Origin of the sequence: Streptomyces sp. McG3 (assembly GCF_018619185.1) — a bacterium.
In the GTDB taxonomy this organism is placed as follows: Bacteria; Actinomycetota; Actinomycetes; order Streptomycetales; family Streptomycetaceae; genus Streptomyces.
The window spans coordinates 1-17,089 of record NZ_JAAXYC010000162.1; the positions used below are offsets into that span (position 1 = coordinate 1).

Here is a 17,089-nt window from a genome sequence, read left to right on the forward strand (position 1 = left end):
GCCCCGCCCTGCCCGGCTCCGCCGCCCTCCTCGTCGGCGCGGCCGGAATCGCCGGCGGACTGGCTGCTCTGTGGTGGCGCGGCGCGCTGCCCGCCGCCTGGGAGAAGGCCGTCGGCCTCGCCCCCCGGGCCGACCTCGGCATCGGCTTCGGCACCTGGGCCCTGCTCGCCCTCCTCGCCACCGTGGTGCTCCTCGCACTCGGCGGCCTCGGCCGGGGCCGGGTCGGCTACGCGTGGGTGCTGACGCTCTTCGGCGACTACCGGGGCAGCGTCCGGCGCACCGGCCTCGTCTGGGTCTCGCCCCTGCTGCTGCGCCGCCGCGTCGACGTACGGCTGCGGCACTGGCGCAGCGAGCCGCTGCCCGCCGTCGACGCGAACGGCACCGCGCTGCGCGTGGTCGTCCTCGTGGTGTGGCGGATCGACGACACGGTCCGGGCCGTCCTCGGCATCGAGGACCACGAGGCGTACCTGAGCGCACAGGTCGAGGCCGCGATGGCCCGGGTCCTCTCGCAGCTGCCCGCCGACGCGTTCCACGAGGACGCCCCGAGCCTGCGCGACGCGGAGGCGGTCGGCGACGCCCTGACGCGGATGCTGAAGGCGGACTGCGAACCCGTGGGCGTGGAGGTGTACTCGGCGCAGCCGACCGGCATCGAGTACGCCCCCGAGGTCGCGGCGGCGATGCAGCGGCGGCGGATCGCCGCGATCGACTCCAAGCACCGGGACAGCGTGCTCACTTCCGTGGTGGACGCGGTCGACGACACGGTCAACCGGCTCACCACGCGCGGCATCGTCGAACTCGACGACTACGAACGCAAGGCGCTCGTCAAGGACTTGACCGTCGCCTTCTACACCGGTCGCAGCGGGGGAGGAGACGGGGCCTGAGCCGCCCGGGGGAGTGCCGGGCGAGGTCGGAGAGGGGTGCGGGGGCGGTCCGGGGCAGTCCGTCCGCCCGCTGGAATATGACCCCCCCATTGGTCTGGACATGTTCACGTCGCGTCAATAATCTAAGACTTGGTCTAGACCGCAGTACCTCGCATGCACAGCACCACGCACCAAGCGCGCAGCAGTCGAGCAATGCTCATGGAACCTCCCCCACGTTCTAGAGGAGCGACAGCCCATGCGGAAAAAGGCAAGCGCGGCCGTGATCGGTCTGGCGATAGCGGGCGTCTCGGTGCTCGCGACCACGAGCGCCAGCAGCCACGGCTACACGGACTCCCCGATCAGCCGTCAGAAGCTCTGTGCCAACGGCACGGTGACCGGCTGCGGCAACATCCAGTGGGAGCCGCAGAGCGTCGAGGGGCTCAAGGGCTTCCCGGCGGCAGGACCGGCGGACGGCAAGATCTGCTCCGGTGGCAACGGGCAGTTCGCCCAGCTCGACGACCCGCGTGGCGGCAACTGGCCCGCCACCCAGGTCACCGGCGGACAGGGCTACAGCTTCCGCTGGCAGTTCACCGCCCGCCACTCCACCAGCGACTTCCGCTACTACATCACCAAGAACGGCTGGGACTCCACCAAGCCGCTCACCCGGGCCGCGCTCGAATCGCAGCCCTTCATGACCGTGCCCTACGGGAACCAGCAGCCGCCGGCCACCCTGACCCACCAGGGCACGATCCCCACCCAGAAGACCGGCAAGCACATCGTGCTCGCCGTGTGGAACGTGGCGGACACGCAGAACGCTTTCTACGCCTGCTCCGACATTAAGTTCTGACGCTCCTTCAGTTATCGTGCGGCGCCATGAGAGGTACCGGCACCGTCGCGGAACTCGTACGACGTCAATGGGGTGACCACCGGCCCGCCCTGAAGCACGGCCCCACCGTGCTCAGTCATCACCAGGTGGTCGAGGGCGCCGCCGCACGGGCGGCGCTCCTCGCGGACCTTCTTCCGCGAGGCGGTGAGCCGCATCTCGGCGTACTGCTGGACAACACCCCCGAGTTCCCGCTGTGGCTCAGCGCGGCGGCCCTGGCCGGGGCCGCCGTCGCGGGGATCAACCCGACCCGTCGCGGCCCCGAGCTGGCCCGCGACATCCTGCACACCGAGGCCCCGGTCCTGATCACCGAGCGCGCCCATCTGCCGCTCCTCGACGGCCTGGAGCTGCCGGGCGTACGGGTCCTGGTCACCGACACCGAGGCGTACGCCGCCCTGCTCGCCCCCTACGCCGGCGCGCATCCCGGCGACGCCGTCGTCGCCCCGGTCGGCCCCGACAGCCGCATGCTCCTCTACTTCACCTCCGGCTCCACCGGCGCGCCCAAGGCCGCGATCTGTACCCAGGGCCGGCTCGCGGGGGCCGGCGCGTCCCTCGCCGGACACTTCGGCGTGCGGCCGGACGACGTCCACTACATCTGCATGCCGATGTTCCACGGCAACGCGGTCCTCGCCGACTGGGCCCCCGCCCTGGCCGCCGGAGCCGCGATAGCGCTGCGCCCCCGCTTCTCCGCCTCCGCCTTCCTCGACGACGTACGCGCCTACGGGGCGACGTACTTCACCTACGTCGGGAGGGCCGTGCAGTATCTGCTGGCCACCCCCGAGCGCCCCGACGACCGGGACCACCCGCTGCGCCTGGGCTTCGGCACCGAGGCAGGGGCGGTGGACGCGGCCCGGTTCCGGGAACGGTTCGGGGTGCGGCTCGTCGAGGGATACGGCTCCTCCGAGGGCGGCGCCGCCATCCAGCGCACCCCCGGCGCCCCGCCGGGTGCGATCGGCCGGGCCGCCCCCGCCGACGACCTGGCCGTCGTCGACCCGGAGACCGGTGAGGAGCGGGTCCCGGCCCGCTTCGGCCCGGGCGGGCGGCTGCTCAACGGGGACGAGGCCATCGGCGAGTTGGTCAACCGGGGCCCGACGCCCTTCGAGGGCTACTGGCGCAACCCGGAGGCGGACGCGGAGCGGGCCCGCCTCGGCTGGTACTGGACCGGGGACCTCTTCTACCGGGACGCCGACGGCTTCCTCTACTTCGCCGGCCGCACCGACGACCGGCTCCGCGTCGACAGCGAGAACCTGGCCGCCGCGACGATCGAGCACATCCTGGCCCGCTGGGAGGAGGCGGCCGCCACCGCCGTCTACGCGGTCCCGGACCCGGTCACCGGCGATCAGGTGATGGCAGCCCTGGCGCTCCGGGCGGGATCGGTCTTCGACCCGGCGGCCTTCACCGCGTTCCTGCGCGCCCAGCCGGACCTGGGGACGAAGATGGCGCCCCGGTTCGTCCGGATCCTCGACCGGATGCCGGTCACCGCGACGAACAAGATCCACCGGGTGGCGCTCCGCCGGGAGGGCTTCCGCTGCGCCGGCCCGGTCTGGTGGGACCCGGCCGGCGACGGCTCGTACGCGCCGCTCGACGCCGAGGGCCTGGGGGCCCTGCTCGCCCGGTACGCCGAGCACGGCAGACCGCTCTGACCAGGGAGAACGCACAATGGGCGGCCTCCGTGAAGGAGACCGCCCACTGCGTGTCGTGCGCCGTCAGGGACTCGAACCCCGGACCCGCTGATTAAGAGTCAGCTGCTCTAACCAACTGAGCTAACGGCGCCTGCTGACTCGAAAATAATACCTGGTCCGGATGAGTGCTGATGACACCCCTCGTCGCCCCGCTTTCCCGAGGCCCTGGGAGGGGCCCCGCACGAGGCCGCCGTCCCGTGCCCCTACTCCGTCCCGCGGGCGGCGGCCGCGTCCGGGACCAGCGGACCGATCCAGGCGGCGAAGGCGTCCCCCAGCTCGGCCCCGGCCGCACGGACGATCTCGTTCGGGTCCTCGGCGGCCTCCAGGCCGAAGCGCTCGCGCAGCCAGGCCCGGAATACGGGGTTCCGTGGGCAGGGGTCGTACCCGTCCTCCTCGTCCCCGCCCGCCTCGTGCTCGTCGTAGTAGTCCACGTCGTCCCAGCCGCACATCGGGGACCAGCCGGAGGCGAGGACGCGCAGCAGCTCGGGCAGATCGCGGGCGACGACATGGACGCCTCCCTCGTCCCCCAGGAGGAGCACGGGCAGCGTGGCGAGGTCGGCGCGGTCGTCCAGCAGCCAGATCGCGTACGTCGAGCCCGAGCCGGTGGCCTGGGCGAAGGGGCGGATCCGGTCGGAGAGCGGCGGGTAGCCGCCGTCGTCCTCGCCGAAGGCGATCAGCTCGAAGCCGGGCGCGAAGAAGCCGTCGACGCCGTCCTCGAACTCCTTGAGGAGGTTCAGCGCGGGAATCGGTGCGTACATGACGGTGACGCTACCGTCCGTGCGCACCGGCCCCCGGCCGCTCCAGCGTGCGCACCGGTCCGCCCGCTACAGCGCCAGCGACAGCAGAACCGGCGCCGCCCGGCGGCTGAGAGTGTCGGCCGCCTCCCGCAGCCGGTGCGCGTCCTCGATCGGCAGTGACAGGGCGAGGCAGCCCGCGGTGGAGCCGGCCGTCAGCGGCACGGCCGCGCACACGGTGCCCACCGCGTACTCCTGGAGGTCCAGCACCGGGACCGTGGCCGACTGGGCGTCCAGCTGGGAGAAGAGGATCTTCTCGCTGGTGATCGTCCGTGAGGTGAGCCGGGCCGTCCGGTGCCGGGAGATGTGGTCGCGCCGCCCGTCGTGGTCGAGCTGGGCCAGCAGGCACTTGCCGACCGCGCTGGCGTGCGCGGAGGAGCGGAAGTCCACCCACTCGTTGACCGCCGGTGTCAGCGGCCCGTCCGCGACCTGCGTCACGCTGATCTCTCCGTCGACGTACCGGCTGAGATAGATCGCCGCGCCGACGGAGTCGCGCAGCTCGGCCAGGGTGTGCTGGAGGCGGTCCTCCAGGGCCTGGCGGCGGGCCGCCCCGGAGCCGAGCAGCAGCAGCGAGGCGCCGATGACGTACGCGCCGTCGCTGATCTGCTCCACATAACCCTCGCGGCGCAGGGTGAGGAGCAGGGAGGCGAGGTGGCCGGTCGGCAGCCCCGTCTCGCGGGAGATCCGGGCATCGGTCACGCCGTTGCCGTGCTGGGAAACCGTTTCGAGCACGCGCAGGGCGTACTGCACCGAATGGAACGGCGCGGTCGGCTCGGGCTTCAACGCCACGGTGTCCCCCTACCAGGTTGTGACCGCAAGCTTTCGCCCCACGATAGCCGCCGGAAGGCCCCTGCGGGGCGGCAGTTGACGGGTCGGTGGGCGCGCCCCGGAGCTGTCAACTGGGGCGCACCCGTCTGGCATATGCCAGCGTCATGGGCGGAACCTCAACTGCGAGGTCACAGCACCGCGTTGAGGAACTCGCGCGTACGTTCGTGTGACGGATCGGAGAAGATTTTTTCCGGGGATCCGGCCTCCACGACCCGTCCCGCGTCGAACATCAGCACCTTCTCCGAGACGTCCCGGGCGAAGTTCATCTCGTGGGTCACGCAGAGCATGGTGATGTCGGTGTTCCGGGCGATGTCCCCCAGTAGCTCCAGCACGCCCGCCACCAGCTCCGGGTCGAGCGCCGACGTCACCTCGTCCAGGAGCAGGATCTCCGGCTCCATGGCCAGGGCGCGGGCGATGGCGACCCGCTGCTGCTGTCCGCCGGAGAGCTGTGAGGGATGGGCGTTGACCTTGGCGGAGAGGCCGACCAGGTCCAGCAGCTCCCGGGCCCGCACCTCGGCCTCCTCGCGGCTCCTGCCGAGCACGCTGACCGGGGCCTCGGTGATGTTCTCGATCACCTTCATGTTCGGGAAGAGGTTGAACTGCTGGAAGACCATCCCGATCTTCTTCCGGGACTCGCGCAACTGCTTCTCGCCCGCGGGCTTCAGCGAACCGTCCGGGGCGCGGACGTGGGACAGCGGGGAGCCGTCGACCCAGATCACCCCGCCGCTGATCTTCTCCAGCGTCATCAGCAGCCGCAGGATCGTGGTCTTGCCCGAGCCGCTGGGCCCGATCAGGGTGACGTGCTCGCCGCGGTCCACGGTGAAGTCCAGTTCGTCCAGGACCACATGGTCGCCGTAGCGCTTCACCACCTTGTCGAACCGCACCAGCGGCTCGCCCGTGCGCGCGGTGGCCGGGGCGGCGTCCTCGGGGGCTGCGGCCGGTCCCGGCGACTCCGTCTTCTTCAGGGGGAGGGGTTCAGTGGCCAAGGCGCTTCTCCAGCTTTCTCATCAACAGCGACGTGGGGTAGCTCGCGACCAGGAAGATCAGGCCCGCGAGGGTGAACACCTCGGTGTACGCGAACTGCTCGGCCCCGTACTTCCGGGCCTCGAAGACCATCTCCTGCACCGTGATCACGGCGAGGAACGGCGTCTCCTTGAACATCGAGATCGCGTAGTTCCCGAGCGCGGGCAGCACGTTGCGCACCGCCTGCGGCAGGATCACGGCCTGCCAGGTGCGCCGGGGCGACAGCGACAGCGCGCGGCACGCCTCCCACTGGCCCTTCGGCACCCCGTCGATCCCGGCCCGGTAGACCTCGGAGGTGTACGCGGCGTAGTGGACGCCCAGCACGGTGATGCCGATGTAGAGCGGCTCCACCGTGTTGAACAGGGCCGCCGCCCCGACCAGTTGGACCAGCAGCGGGGTGGAGCGGACGAACTCCGTGACGAGCCGCACCGGGACCGTCACGAACTTGCTGGGCGCGCGCCCGGTCATCGCGACGACCAGTCCCAGCACGGCCGCCACCAGGGTGCCGAGCACCGTGGCGAGCAGGGTGACCTTGAACCCCTCCAGGAGGAGGGGCAGGGACTCCCCGACGGCGTTCCAGTCGAAGCCGTTCACCGGGTACCTCCCACGGTGGTCGTGGCCGCGCTGCGGCTCTTGAACAGGCTCTTCGCGCCGGTGTCCAGGCCGAGCCGCCGCTTGGCGCTCCGCTCCAGCAGATTCATCAGCATCGTCAGCGCGTACGCCAGGACGAAGTAGGCGGCCAGCAGGGTCAGATAGGCGGTGAGGGTCTCACCGGTGCGGTCGCGCAGCTGCTGGATCACGGTCATCAGATCGGCGGCGGAGATCAGCCACAGCAGCGGGGTCGCCTTCAGCAGCTGGATCAGCAGATTGGTGAAGCTCGGGATCATCTGCACCCAGGCCTGGGGCAGGATCACCTTCCACAGCCGCCTGGACGGGCTCAGGTTGAGCGCGATCGCCGCCTCGTACTGGCCGCGCGGTACGGAGTTGACGGCGCCCCGCACCACTTCGGCCCCGTAGGCGCCGAAGTTGAGGCCGAACGCGACCACGCCGCAGACGACCGGGGTCAGTTCGTAGCCGGTCAGCAGCGGCATCGCGTAGTAGAGCCAGAACAGCTGGATGTAGAGGGAGGTGCCCCGGAAGAACTCCACGACCACCCGGGAGACCCCCCGGGCCAGGAGCAGCCGGCTGCCCGCCATCAGCCCGAGCGCGAAGGCCAGCACCCCGGCCAGCAGCGCGCCCAGGACCGTGGCCTGGAGCGTCACCCACAGGCCCGAGCGGACCCGGGGGAACTCCTCGACGAGGAGGGAGAAGAAGTCACTCATGCGTGCGCGTCCGCCCCGTCAGCCCTTGCACAGATCCGCGGTCTTCAGGTCGGCGGGCGGGATCTCCGTCTCCCCGAACCCGTACGGCTCCAGCAGCTGCACATAGCGGGAGCGGTCCGACACGATCTTCTTCAGCTCGCGGTTGAAGGAGTCCCGCAGATCCTCGTTGCCCTTGCGGAAGACCGCGCCGCCGGGGGAGAACTGCTCCTTGCCGTCCAGCTGCGGCACGAACGCCTCGGTGACCTCGGTGTCCGGGTTGGTCTTCGCCAGCCAGCGCAGCGAGATGCCGGTGAGCAGGAAGGCGTCGACCCGGCCGCCCTTGACGGCGTCGGCCCCGTCCTGCGGCTTCTGCAGCGTCTTGATCTTGTCCTCGGCTATGCCGGCGCCCTTGGCGTAACTGCCCTCGACCGCACCCGACATCACGCCGACGGTGATCCCCGCCTCCTTCGCGGAGGCCAGATCGGTGATCTTCTTCGGGTTGCCCTTCTTCACCATCAGCGCGGTCGGCGAGATGAACTCCGGCTCGGAGAAGATCGCGTTGCCGCAGCGCTCCGGGGTGATGGCCATGCCCGCGCTGACCACGTCGTACTTCCCTGCTTGGAGTCCGGGGATCAGCCCGTCCCACTCGGAGAGCGTCGGCTTCAGCTCGTCCACCCCGAGCGCCTTGAAGATCTCCCGGTGCAGCGTCGGGGCCTCGCCCTTGAGCTCCTTGCCCTCCAGGTACCCGTACGGGGCCTCGTTCGCGTAGGCCACCCGTACGAAGCCCTGCTTGCGGAGCTTGTCCAGGGCGCCCTCGCCGGTCGCGGATCCGGAGTCGGTCTTGCTGCACGCGCTGAGGAGGCCGGGAACGACGAGCAGGCCGCCCACGGCCGCCGATCCGTTGAGGAAACCCCGGCGGGACAGGTTCGGGAATTCAGCCATGGTTCGCAATCTCCTGGAGGTCGAACAGTCCGGACAGGGTGAGCGCCTGCCCGATCCCGTACGTCTATGCAGGAGGCCGGGGTCATGTAACCCAACAGTGGCCGGAAGGTGACCTTCCCGTGCCCGAACGGGGCAGAGTGCGACCGGGGGAGTGCGGGGCGTGTTCCCCGGTGGCGAGGAATTCATGACGGCGAGTCAGTGCGAAGCCGGTCACTCCGTGCGGCGCGTCAGCGTACGGGGCGGTCCTCGGGGAAGTCGGTCGACGGAACGTAACCGAGCTCCTTGTCCACCGTGTTCGGCAACGGCAGGCCGTGCGACCACTGTTCGTACATCGCCACGAAGCGCTCACCCAGCCGGTCCCGCCAGCCCGCGGTGTTCCCGCCCAGGGCCGGTGTCAGGACGAGCCCCGGGGCGTCCCACAACGGGCTCCCGGGGACCGGTGTCTCCTCCTGGAAGGTGCTGAGCGCCGCCCCCGCGAGCCAGCGGCGGTTCAGCGCGTCCACCAGGTCGGCCTCGACCACCGTCGCCGCGCGCCCCGCTCCGATGAACCGAGACGACGGCTGGAGCAGCCCGAAGAAGCGGCTGTCGAACATCCCGCGCGTCGACTCCGTGAGCGGGACCGCCGCGATCACCCAGTCCGCCCGCGCGGCCAGCCGGTCCAGATCCGCCACCCCGTGGATCGTGCGCCGGGCCGTCCGCCCCACCAGCGCCACCGTGAGCCCCAGGCCGTGCAGCAGCCGGGTGACCTCCCGGCCGATCGGCCCCGCGCCCACGACCAGCGCCCGCGAACCGGCGACCCGCTGCCCCTCGCGGTCGTGCGGGCGCCCCTGCCGCCGGCACTCCAGGACGCCGGGGAGATCCGTGGCGAAGGCCAGCACCAGACCCGCCACGCACTCCGCGACCGGCCGCTCGAAGACGCCCCGCGCGTTGGTGAGGACGGTGTCGGACGCGACCAGCTCCGGGCAGAGCAGCCGGTCCACGCCCGCGCTCGCCGTGTGCACCCAGCGCGGCCGCGCCCCCGGTCCGGGCCAGGCCTTCCGTACCGCGTCGGACGCCAGGTCCCACACGAGCAGGACGTCGGCGGCCGGGAGCAGCCCGGCGAGCGAGGAGGCGTCCGCGTGCCGCAGCTCCACCCGGCCGGTCAGCCGGCCGAGCCGCGGGGAGGGCGCGGCGTCGAGGACGAGCAGGACGGGATCCGGCATCGCTGGTCAGCCCTCCGTGACGGAGTGGACGTACGGATCCGCCCACGCTCGCAGCAGGCTCCCCCTCCGTCAACGAGGCCCGGCCGCGCGCCCAGGTGCTCGCCCGGGGGAATACTGGGAACAAGTCGGGGCAAGAGTGACCGGTCGCGCGGTCACGGCCGCCGGAGCGTCCGGAGGGCCCGCGGCGACCCCGTAACGGGGTCGCCCACCGTGCGGCGAGCCGTCGACGCACAGGAAGGGTGGACATGACGACCGTAGGACTTCTCTACCCGGGCCACGCCGCCGAGGACGACTTCCCACGGACCGAGATCCTGCTCGACACCGACATCCGGCTGCCCCTGTTCTCCACCGAGCCGGGGGAGGACGCCTACCGCGCCGACGCGCTGCGCGAGCAGGGCGAGGCCGCCCGGATCGCCGAGGGCGTCGAGGAGCTGCGGCTCGCCGGGGCCGAGGCGCTGCTGTGGGCCTCCAGCGGCGGCAGCTTCGGGCAGGGCTGGGAGGGCGCCCACGAGCAGGTCGCCGCACTCGCCCGGAGCGCGGGCCTGCCCGCCTCCAGCACCTCGATCGGCTTTGTCCACGCGGTGCGGGAGCTGGGCGCCGGCCGGGTCGCCGTCGCCTCCCCCTACCCCGAGGACGTCACCGGGCTCTTCGCGGAGTTCCTGGCGTCGGCGGGCGTCGAGGTGGTGGCCGCCGCGTCCGGCGGGGCCGCCTCCTCGGCCGAGGCCGGGGCCTGGGTCCCGGAGCGGGTGAAGGAGCTGGCACGGGAGGCCGACCACCCGGACGCCGAGGTGGTGCTGATCCCGGACACCTCCCTGCACACCGCCGCGTACGTCCCCGAGCTGGAGGAACTGCTCGGCAAGCCCGTCCTCACGGCGAACCAGGTCACGGTGTGGGAGGGGCTGCGCCTCACCGACCGCCGGACGTGGGCCCCCATGCTGGGCACCCTGTTCGCCACCCGTGAGCCGGTACTGAGGTCGCTGGAGCCGAAGGGCATCGAGGTACGGGAGTAGCCTCGCCGTCCGGTCGCCGGGGCGTGGCGCCCGGACGTCGGGACGCGGGGCCCCGGGTGATGTGCGGGAATAAGCGGAGCCATCCTCCTGTTGCACCCCTCCGATACAGAGCCGTACGACAGCAGCACCGGGAGAGGCCGACACGTGGACGAGATCCGAGGCGACGAGACCCGCAGCGACACGAGGGGTGACGCGACCGGGGGCGCGATCGGCGGCCCGGCCGACGCCGACGGGATCCGGGGCACCGCAGCCGGAACGGCCGCCGTTCCGCTGTCCGTGCTCGATCTGGTCACCGTCGGCCAGGGCCGCACCGCGACCCAGGCCCTGCGCACCAGCGTGGACATCGCGAAGCTCACCGAGAGCCGTGGCTTCCACCGCTTCTGGGTCGCCGAACACCACTCCATGCCCGGGGTCGCCTCGTCCTCCCCGGCCGTGATCCTGGCGCACATCGCCGCCCACACCGAGCGCATCCGGCTCGGCTCCGGCGGAGTGATGCTGCCCAACCACGCGCCGCTGGTGATCGCCGAGCAGTTCGGCACCCTGGAGGCGATGGCCCCGGGCCGGGTCGACCTCGGCCTCGGCCGGGCCCCGGGCACCGACGGCGCGACGGCGGCGGCCCTGCGCCGCAGCGACCGGCTCAACGAAGGGGCCGACGACTTCCCGCAGCAGCTCATGGAGCTGATCCGCTTCCTGGACGACGACTTCCCCGACGGCCACCCCTACGCCCGGATCCACGCCGTGCCGGGCCCGGTCCAGGCGACCGCCCCCGGCGGCGTGCAGTCCGCGCACCGGCCGCCGGTCTGGCTGCTGGGCTCCTCCGGCTTCAGCGCGCGGCTGGCCGGTACGCTGGGGCTGCCGTTCGCCTTCGCGCACCACTTCTCGGCGCAGAACACCATCCCCGCGCTCGACCTCTACCGCGAGTCCTTCCGGCCCTCCGCCGTGCTGGACGCCCCGTACGCCGCGATCGGGGTCTCGGCGCTGGCCGCCGACGACGAGCGCGAGGCCCGCCGCCAGGTGCTGACCGGCGCCCTGTCCATGGTCCGGCTGCGCACCGGCCGCCCGGGGCTGATTCCCAGCCCCGAGGAGGCGGCGGCGTACGACTTCTCCCCGATGGAGCGGGAGTTCGTCGACGGCTGGCTCGCCAACGTGATCCACGGCACCGCCGACGAGGTCCGCGGCGGCCTCGACGACCTGGCCAAGCGGACCGGCGCCGACGAGCTGATGATCACCGCCAACGCGCACGGCGGCGAGGCCCGGCTGCGCAGCTACGACCTGATCGCGGACGCGTACGGCCTGCCGACCGCTCCGTAGACCGTGCGGGGTCCCGGCCGGCCGGGTGAGGCCGGGGCCGGTGGCGCGGGGAGCGTCGGCCCTCCAGCGGCCGGGACCCGACCGGTCCCGCTCAGCCCTCCAGCGGCCGGGACCCGATCAGCCCGGCGATCTGCTCCGGCGCCACGGCCCGTGAGTACAGCCAGCCCTGCCCGGTGTCGCAGCCGATCCGCCGCAGCCGCTCCGCCTGCCCGGCCGTCTCCACGCACTCCGCGGTGACGGTCAGGCCCAGGCGGTGCGCCAGCTGCACCATGGCCTCCACGATCGTCTCGTCGGCGGGGCTGGGATGCGTACCGTCCTCGTACCGGAAGCCCTTCACGAACGCGCCGTCCAGCTTCAGCACCGAGACGGGCAGCCGGCTGAGGTAGGCGAGGTTCGAATAGCCCGTCCCGAAGTCGTCGATGGCGATCCGTACGCCCATGTCGCTCAGCGCCTGGAGCGCTCGCAGCGGGCGGCCCCCGGAGCCCATCACCGCCGACTCGGTCAGCTCCAGCTGGAGCAGCCCGGGGGCGAGCCCGGTCTCCGCCAGGATCTGCGCCACGTCGGCCACCAGGTCGGAGTCCCAGACCTGCCGTACGGCGACGTTGACGCTGATGAACAGCGGCGGCTCGTCCGGGTGGTCCAGCTGCCAGCGCCGCGCCTGCCGGCACGCGGTGCGCAGCACCCACCGCCCGAGCTGGACGATCGAGCCGTCCTCCTCGGCGATCTGGACGAACCGATTCGGCGGCAGCACGCCGAACTGCGGATGGTTCCAGCGCACCAGCGCCTCGACGCCGCGCAGCACCCCGTCCGCCATCCCGACCAACGGCTGGTACTCCAGCGTGAACTCGCCGCGTTCCACGGCGGGCCGGAGCGTGGAGGAGAGGGACTGCCGGGTCATGCGGTGGGCGTTGCGCTCGGGGTCGAACAGGGTCCAGCGGGCCTTGCCGTCCGCCTTCGCCCAGTACAGCGTGGTGTCGGCGGCCTGCATCAGACCGGTGGGCGAGGTGCCCGCCGCGGTCCGTTCGACCACCCCGATCGACGCGGAGACCGAAAGTCGCTGTCCGGCGAGGTCGAACGGCTGCTGGAGCGCGGCGAGGACCGAGCGGGCCAGCTCGGCGAGTTCCTCCGTGCCCGCCGAGTCCTCGACCAAGATCGCGAACTCGTCGCCGCCCAGGCGCGCCACCAGCCGGCTGCCGCCGGGATGGCGTGAGGCGTCGTTCTCGGCGCAGTCGGTGAGCCGCGCGGCGACGGCGGCCAGCAGCCGGTCCCCGGTCCGGTGCCCCAGGGTGTCGTTGATCGCCTTGAAGCCGTCCAGGTCCAGGTAGCAGAGCCCGATCCGGGCGTGCTGCCGCGGCGGCATCGAGTCGTCCTGGTACGGCGGGGTCTCCAGGGCCGAGGCGAGGCGCTCGAAGAACAGCGTCCGGTTGGGCAGCCGGGTCACCGGGTCGTGCATCTGGAGGTGGCGCAGCCGCTCCTGGAGCTCGCGCCGGTCGCTGACGTCCGCGACCGTCAGCAGGACCCGGGCGGGCTCCGCCGCCGACGCTCCGGTCATCGGCACGACGGTGATCTCGGCCCACAGGGAGCGCCCGTCGGGGTGCTTGAGGCGGCGGGTGCAGCGGAACCGGGAGCGGCGGCCCAGCAGGACCTCGCGGTAGGCGTGCCAGGTGCGGTCGTCGGACGCGAGGTCGAGCAGCTCGCTCGCCTGCCGCCCGGCGAGGACCGCCGCCGCGGTGCCCAGGAGCCCGCCGAGCGCCTCGTTGGCCCGCACGACGTGGCCCCGGCCGTCGACGACGCCCATGGGGAGCGTGGCGGCGTTGAAGGCGGCCCGGTAGTCGCGCAGTTCGGAGGCGCTGGGACCGCCGTCGGCGGGGGGCGGGGCCGCGTCGCCCGGGTTCCCTGCCGCCGGGTCCGTGACCGGCGGGTCCGCGACCGGTGGGTCCATGGCCGGCGGGTCCGCGACCGGTGGGTCCATGACCGTGGGGTCCATCGCCGTCGTATGACGCTCCGTGACCGGCGCGGGGGGCACGCCGGAGGCCGTGCCTGCCGGGGCGCTCGGCCCTTCGGAGGTTCCGCTCACCGCTCGCTCCCGCTGTGAAGGTCGTCGTGAACTGGTGGGGTCGGACTGGCCACCGGGTGGCGGTCCCGTGAACGGGCCCGTTCCACGCGGGAAAGCGTGGTGAAGCATAGAGGGTGCCGCGTCGGGCGTTCCAGCTCACCGTCCGGTCCGGGCCATCGCGCGGGTCCGCGAGGTGACGGGAGGGGGCGTTCCGCTTTGCCCGATCCTGATCAATTCTGTGCGGATCTGTTTCATCGGATGGCCTGAATGGCCGACGGTGACGTTCTGTGAAGGTGTGGGTGGCGATTTTGACCGCTGACCCGTGTGGGGCAGCACAACAGGGCGTGGCGTGGTGAAGCGGCACAGGGTGGACGGGATGGACCGTGTTTCCCCACCCGGAGGTCGATGTGCCGTGCCGTCGCGAACCCGGGGGAGCGGAACGGCCGCCACTGCGCAGTCTGGCCGCCGCCGCCACCTCCCTCCTGGCGCTCGCCGCCACGTCCCTCGTCGCGGGCCCCGCCGCGGCCGCCATGGAGGACGCCACCCCCTGCGCCCTGCCCCGGACGGCGGCGCACCACTCGCTCGGCCTGAACACCTGGAACACGGCGTACCCGCGCCCCGACCGGGGGCTCGACGCGGTCATGATCTTCCTGTCCTTCCCGGACTCCGAGCCCACGCTCACCCCCGAGGCGCTCACCGCCGACCACTTCCCCGCCACGACCCGCTTCTTCGAGCGCGCCAGCTATGGCCGGTTCACCCTGCGCCCCCATCCGCAGCGGACCTGGACGCAGATGCCGCGCGACTCCACCTGGTACGGCATAGAGCGTGACTGGAACGCCGAGCGGCGGACCGCCTACCTGCGCGACGCCATCGACGCCGCCGACCCGGACGTGGACTTCTCCCGGTACGACGTCGTCTACCTGGTGGCCGACCCGGACGCCCCCGGTGTCGACTCCGACGCCACCAAGGTCGTCAACTTCGACCTGCCGATGCGCGCCGACGACAGCGACATCCGGCGGGTCGTCACCGTCTTCGAACAGCACCCGCCCGACCGCAACGTCCTCGCCCACGAGACCGGACATGTCTTCGACCTCGCCGACCTCTACCACCGGCCCACCGACGGCAAGGGCGACTGGGACACCCACGTCGGCGACTGGGACGTCATGGGCAGCCAGTTCGGCCTCGCCCCGGACCTGTTCGGCTGGCACAAGTGGAAGCTCGGCTGGCTCGGCGGGCGCCAGGTCGTCTGCGTCCAGGGCTCGGCCGACCTCACCCTCGAACCGGTCGCCGCCGCCCCGGTCCCCGGCGGGTCGATCGGGACCCGGCTCGCCGTCGTCCGCACCGGTGCCGGCAGCGTCCTGGCCATCGAGGCCCGCAGCGCCACCGGGAACGACCGGGACACCTGCGCGGAGGGCATCCTGATCTACCGGGTCCGCAGCGAGACGGCTTCCGGCGGCGGGCCCGTCGAGGTGGTCGACACCCACCCGGACACCGGGGCCTGCTGGGACCGTTCGGTCTACCCGCCGCTGGCCGACGCCCCGCTCGCCGTCGGGGAGACCTTCACCGTGCCGGGCGACGACACCCGCGTCGAGGTCGCCGACCGCACCCCGTCCGGCTCCTGGACCGTACGGATCACCACCGGCGTCCGGAACAGCCCCGCGGGGAGCCCCGGGGAGGGCCTCGCCGCACGCGGGTGAACGAAGAAGCCCCCCGCTTCCGCGGGGGGCTACTTCCGTCTGTGCGCCGTCAGGGACTCGAACCCCGGACCCGCTGATTAAGAGTCAGCTGCTCTAACCAACTGAGCTAACGGCGCCTGGTGACGTCGTAGACATTAGCACCCTGATCCGCCCGAGGAAAAATCGAATGCGCGGCACCCGGGGACGGTGCGGACCGGCTCACCCGCACACATGCCCAGAGCAGCACATCGGGGCCCGGGAGCCATGGATTACGGGTGTCGGGGGCGACCACCCAACGCGGCCCGCTCTCGGACGACGCGCAGGTCAGCGGCGGTACGGTCACGGCGTCGCCGGTGCCGTGACAGAGCAGGGGCGGCACCGTGCCGCGCTGCTTCCCGGAGTCTTCGGCGCCCCCGGAACCGCTGGTTCCCCACTCCTCCCAGGCGAGCAGCGAGGGCAGCCGCTGGGCCGTTCCGGGGGCGGCGAACAGCAGCATCCGGCCCCGGTGCGTGGCGACCGGACCGGAGCCGGGCCCCTCGGCCCAGAGCTGCTCCAGCATCCGCCGCCCGAACAGCGCCGGCACGTTCACGACATCGAAGGCGGAACCGCAGGGGAGCACTCCGGGAGCCTTGGGGCGCTCCTCCCAGTGGGCGAGCGTGCTGCGCGGATACGGGGCGGCCCCCGCCAGCCAGGCGGCGCCGGCCGCCGTGACCCGTGCGGCCTGGGGGCCGGACTGGTCCCGCAGCAGGGCGAAGATGTCGACGCCGTGGTGCGGGGCGGCACCGGCCTGCAGGGTCGTTTCGTCTTTCAGCCATGCGCTCATGCACCAAGGTCTACCGGGAGTGACGGAAAGGATTCCGAGAGTTGCCGGAAACCGGGACAGGCCGGGAGGGGGAGGGGTATCTTGCCCGCCGGAATATGCCACGGGCCCTGACCCCCGGCCTGGCGTACCGGCACCTCTGCCCATCCGCCCCACTGGCCCTGTCCGCCCCCACAGGTCACGTCGGCATCATGGGTCCCACCAGCTCCAACGGCCTCGTGGGCCCCATGGGCCACCGGGTAGGGGCCACATGCCCCGTGGGTCAGGCTCTGGGCGCGTCCAGCAGCGACCGGCCGAACTCGATCATCTTCTTCGCGTAGTCCTCGGTCCACTCCGCGCGCTCCGCGACGTCCGCAGCGGTCAGCCGGTCGAACCGGCGCGGGTCGGCGAGCTGGGCCGCCGCCATCGCCTGGAACTCCACCGACCGGTCCGTCGCCGCCCGGAAGGCCTGCGTCAGCTCGGTCGCACGGGCCAGCAGCTCACGGGGGTCCTCCACCGACTCCAGGTCGAAGAAGTGCTCCGGATCCGCCGTGGCCTGAGACGGCTCGAAAAGCAGCGGCGCGGGGCGCAGCCGCTGCCGTTCGTTCCGCTCGGACTGTGTCATGTGGTGTTCCTCCCTCGGACGACCTGATGACCGGAAGATCCGGACGGCCACCCTCCATTGTCCAACCCCGCGCAAGGGGGCCGGGGCGTGCGGCGGG

Annotated in this window: 16 protein-coding genes and 2 tRNA genes; 6 read left to right on the plus strand and 12 right to left on the minus strand. The window is 72.3% G+C overall.

The window, feature by feature from the left end; translation table 11 throughout:
* The 3 genes from HET64_RS23905 to HET64_RS23915 form a co-directional block, all read left to right on the plus strand.
* Window positions 1–881: SPFH domain-containing protein (locus tag HET64_RS23905; protein ID WP_251145770.1), on the plus strand; the 881-nt coding region annotated here is incomplete at its 5' end.
* Between the two features lie 235 nt (window positions 882–1,116).
* Window positions 1,117–1,707, plus strand: a complete 591-nt coding sequence (locus tag HET64_RS23910) for a lytic polysaccharide monooxygenase (protein WP_215108772.1) — start codon at window positions 1,117–1,119, stop codon at window positions 1,705–1,707.
* A gap of 26 nt (window positions 1,708–1,733) precedes the next feature.
* On the plus strand, window positions 1,734–3,386 hold the full coding sequence (locus tag HET64_RS23915) for an AMP-binding protein (protein WP_215108774.1): 1,653 nt from the start codon (window positions 1,734–1,736) through the stop codon (window positions 3,384–3,386).
* 56 nt (window positions 3,387–3,442) lie between these two features.
* Here the strand turns inward: HET64_RS23915 and HET64_RS23920 are convergent.
* From HET64_RS23920 to HET64_RS23955, 8 genes are all read right to left on the minus strand, one after another.
* A tRNA-Lys gene (locus HET64_RS23920) sits at window positions 3,443–3,516 on the minus strand.
* Between the two features lie 112 nt (window positions 3,517–3,628).
* Window positions 3,629–4,183 carry a hypothetical protein gene (locus tag HET64_RS23925; RefSeq protein WP_215108776.1) on the minus strand — a complete coding sequence of 185 codons (555 nt, stop codon included), beginning with the start codon at window positions 4,181–4,183 and terminating at the stop codon, window positions 3,629–3,631.
* Window positions 4,184–4,249: 66 nt separating this feature from the next.
* Window positions 4,250–5,008, minus strand: coding sequence for an IclR family transcriptional regulator (locus HET64_RS23930; RefSeq protein ID WP_215108778.1), 759 nt, complete (start codon window positions 5,006–5,008; stop codon window positions 4,250–4,252).
* A 167-nt stretch (window positions 5,009–5,175) separates the two neighbouring features.
* Complete coding sequence (ehuA, locus tag HET64_RS23935; RefSeq protein WP_215108780.1) at window positions 5,176–6,033, minus strand: ectoine/hydroxyectoine ABC transporter ATP-binding protein EhuA; 858 nt, start codon at window positions 6,031–6,033, stop codon at window positions 5,176–5,178.
* On the minus strand, window positions 6,023–6,664 hold the full coding sequence (gene ehuD, locus HET64_RS23940) for an ectoine/hydroxyectoine ABC transporter permease subunit EhuD (protein WP_215108782.1): 642 nt from the start codon (window positions 6,662–6,664) through the stop codon (window positions 6,023–6,025). The genes ehuA and ehuD overlap by 11 nt, the downstream gene beginning before the upstream one ends.
* Window positions 6,661–7,392 carry an ectoine/hydroxyectoine ABC transporter permease subunit EhuC gene (gene ehuC, locus HET64_RS23945; RefSeq protein ID WP_215108784.1) on the minus strand — a complete coding sequence of 244 codons (732 nt, stop codon included), beginning with the start codon at window positions 7,390–7,392 and terminating at the stop codon, window positions 6,661–6,663. The genes ehuD and ehuC overlap by 4 nt, the downstream gene beginning before the upstream one ends.
* Window positions 7,393–7,410: 18 nt before the next feature.
* On the minus strand, window positions 7,411–8,313 hold the full coding sequence (gene ehuB, locus HET64_RS23950; protein WP_215108786.1) for an ectoine/hydroxyectoine ABC transporter substrate-binding protein EhuB: 903 nt from the start codon (window positions 8,311–8,313) through the stop codon (window positions 7,411–7,413).
* A gap of 227 nt (window positions 8,314–8,540) precedes the next feature.
* Window positions 8,541–9,515, minus strand: a complete 975-nt coding sequence (locus tag HET64_RS23955; RefSeq protein WP_215108788.1) for a D-2-hydroxyacid dehydrogenase — start codon at window positions 9,513–9,515, stop codon at window positions 8,541–8,543.
* Between the two features lie 245 nt (window positions 9,516–9,760).
* Between HET64_RS23955 and HET64_RS23960 the strand changes: the two genes are divergently transcribed.
* Both HET64_RS23960 and HET64_RS23965 read left to right on the plus strand, forming a co-directional pair.
* Window positions 9,761–10,525: a decarboxylase gene (locus tag HET64_RS23960; RefSeq protein ID WP_215108790.1), complete on the plus strand. Its 765-nt coding sequence runs from the start codon at window positions 9,761–9,763 to the stop codon at window positions 10,523–10,525.
* Window positions 10,526–10,669: 144 nt separating this feature from the next.
* On the plus strand, window positions 10,670–11,836 hold the full coding sequence (locus HET64_RS23965) for an LLM class flavin-dependent oxidoreductase (RefSeq protein WP_215108792.1): 1,167 nt from the start codon (window positions 10,670–10,672) through the stop codon (window positions 11,834–11,836).
* Window positions 11,837–11,927: 91 nt separating this feature from the next.
* Here HET64_RS23965 and HET64_RS23970 read toward each other — a convergent pair whose 3' ends face one another.
* Entirely contained in the window at window positions 11,928–13,913 is a 1,986-nt protein-coding gene (locus tag HET64_RS23970; protein WP_215108794.1) for a bifunctional diguanylate cyclase/phosphodiesterase, read from the minus strand.
* A 386-nt stretch (window positions 13,914–14,299) separates the two neighbouring features.
* Here HET64_RS23970 and HET64_RS23975 point away from each other — a divergent pair, with 386 nt between their 5' ends.
* Window positions 14,300–15,589, plus strand: coding sequence for a M6 family metalloprotease domain-containing protein (locus tag HET64_RS23975; RefSeq protein WP_215108798.1), 1,290 nt, complete (start codon window positions 14,300–14,302; stop codon window positions 15,587–15,589).
* Between the two features lie 42 nt (window positions 15,590–15,631).
* On the opposite strand, the gene HET64_RS23980 is transcribed toward HET64_RS23975, so the two are convergent.
* The 3 genes from HET64_RS23980 to HET64_RS23990 form a co-directional block, all read right to left on the minus strand.
* Window positions 15,632–15,705, minus strand: a tRNA-Lys gene (locus tag HET64_RS23980).
* Window positions 15,696–16,391: a bifunctional DNA primase/polymerase gene (locus HET64_RS23985; RefSeq protein WP_215108796.1), complete on the minus strand. Its 696-nt coding sequence runs from the start codon at window positions 16,389–16,391 to the stop codon at window positions 15,696–15,698. The genes HET64_RS23980 and HET64_RS23985 overlap by 10 nt, the downstream gene beginning before the upstream one ends.
* Window positions 16,392–16,650: 259 nt before the next feature.
* The gene (locus tag HET64_RS23990; RefSeq protein ID WP_097867676.1) at window positions 16,651–16,992 is read right to left on the minus strand and encodes a hypothetical protein; all 342 of its coding nucleotides are present in this window, start codon (window positions 16,990–16,992) and stop codon (window positions 16,651–16,653) included.
* Window positions 16,993–17,089 lie beyond the last annotated feature (97 nt).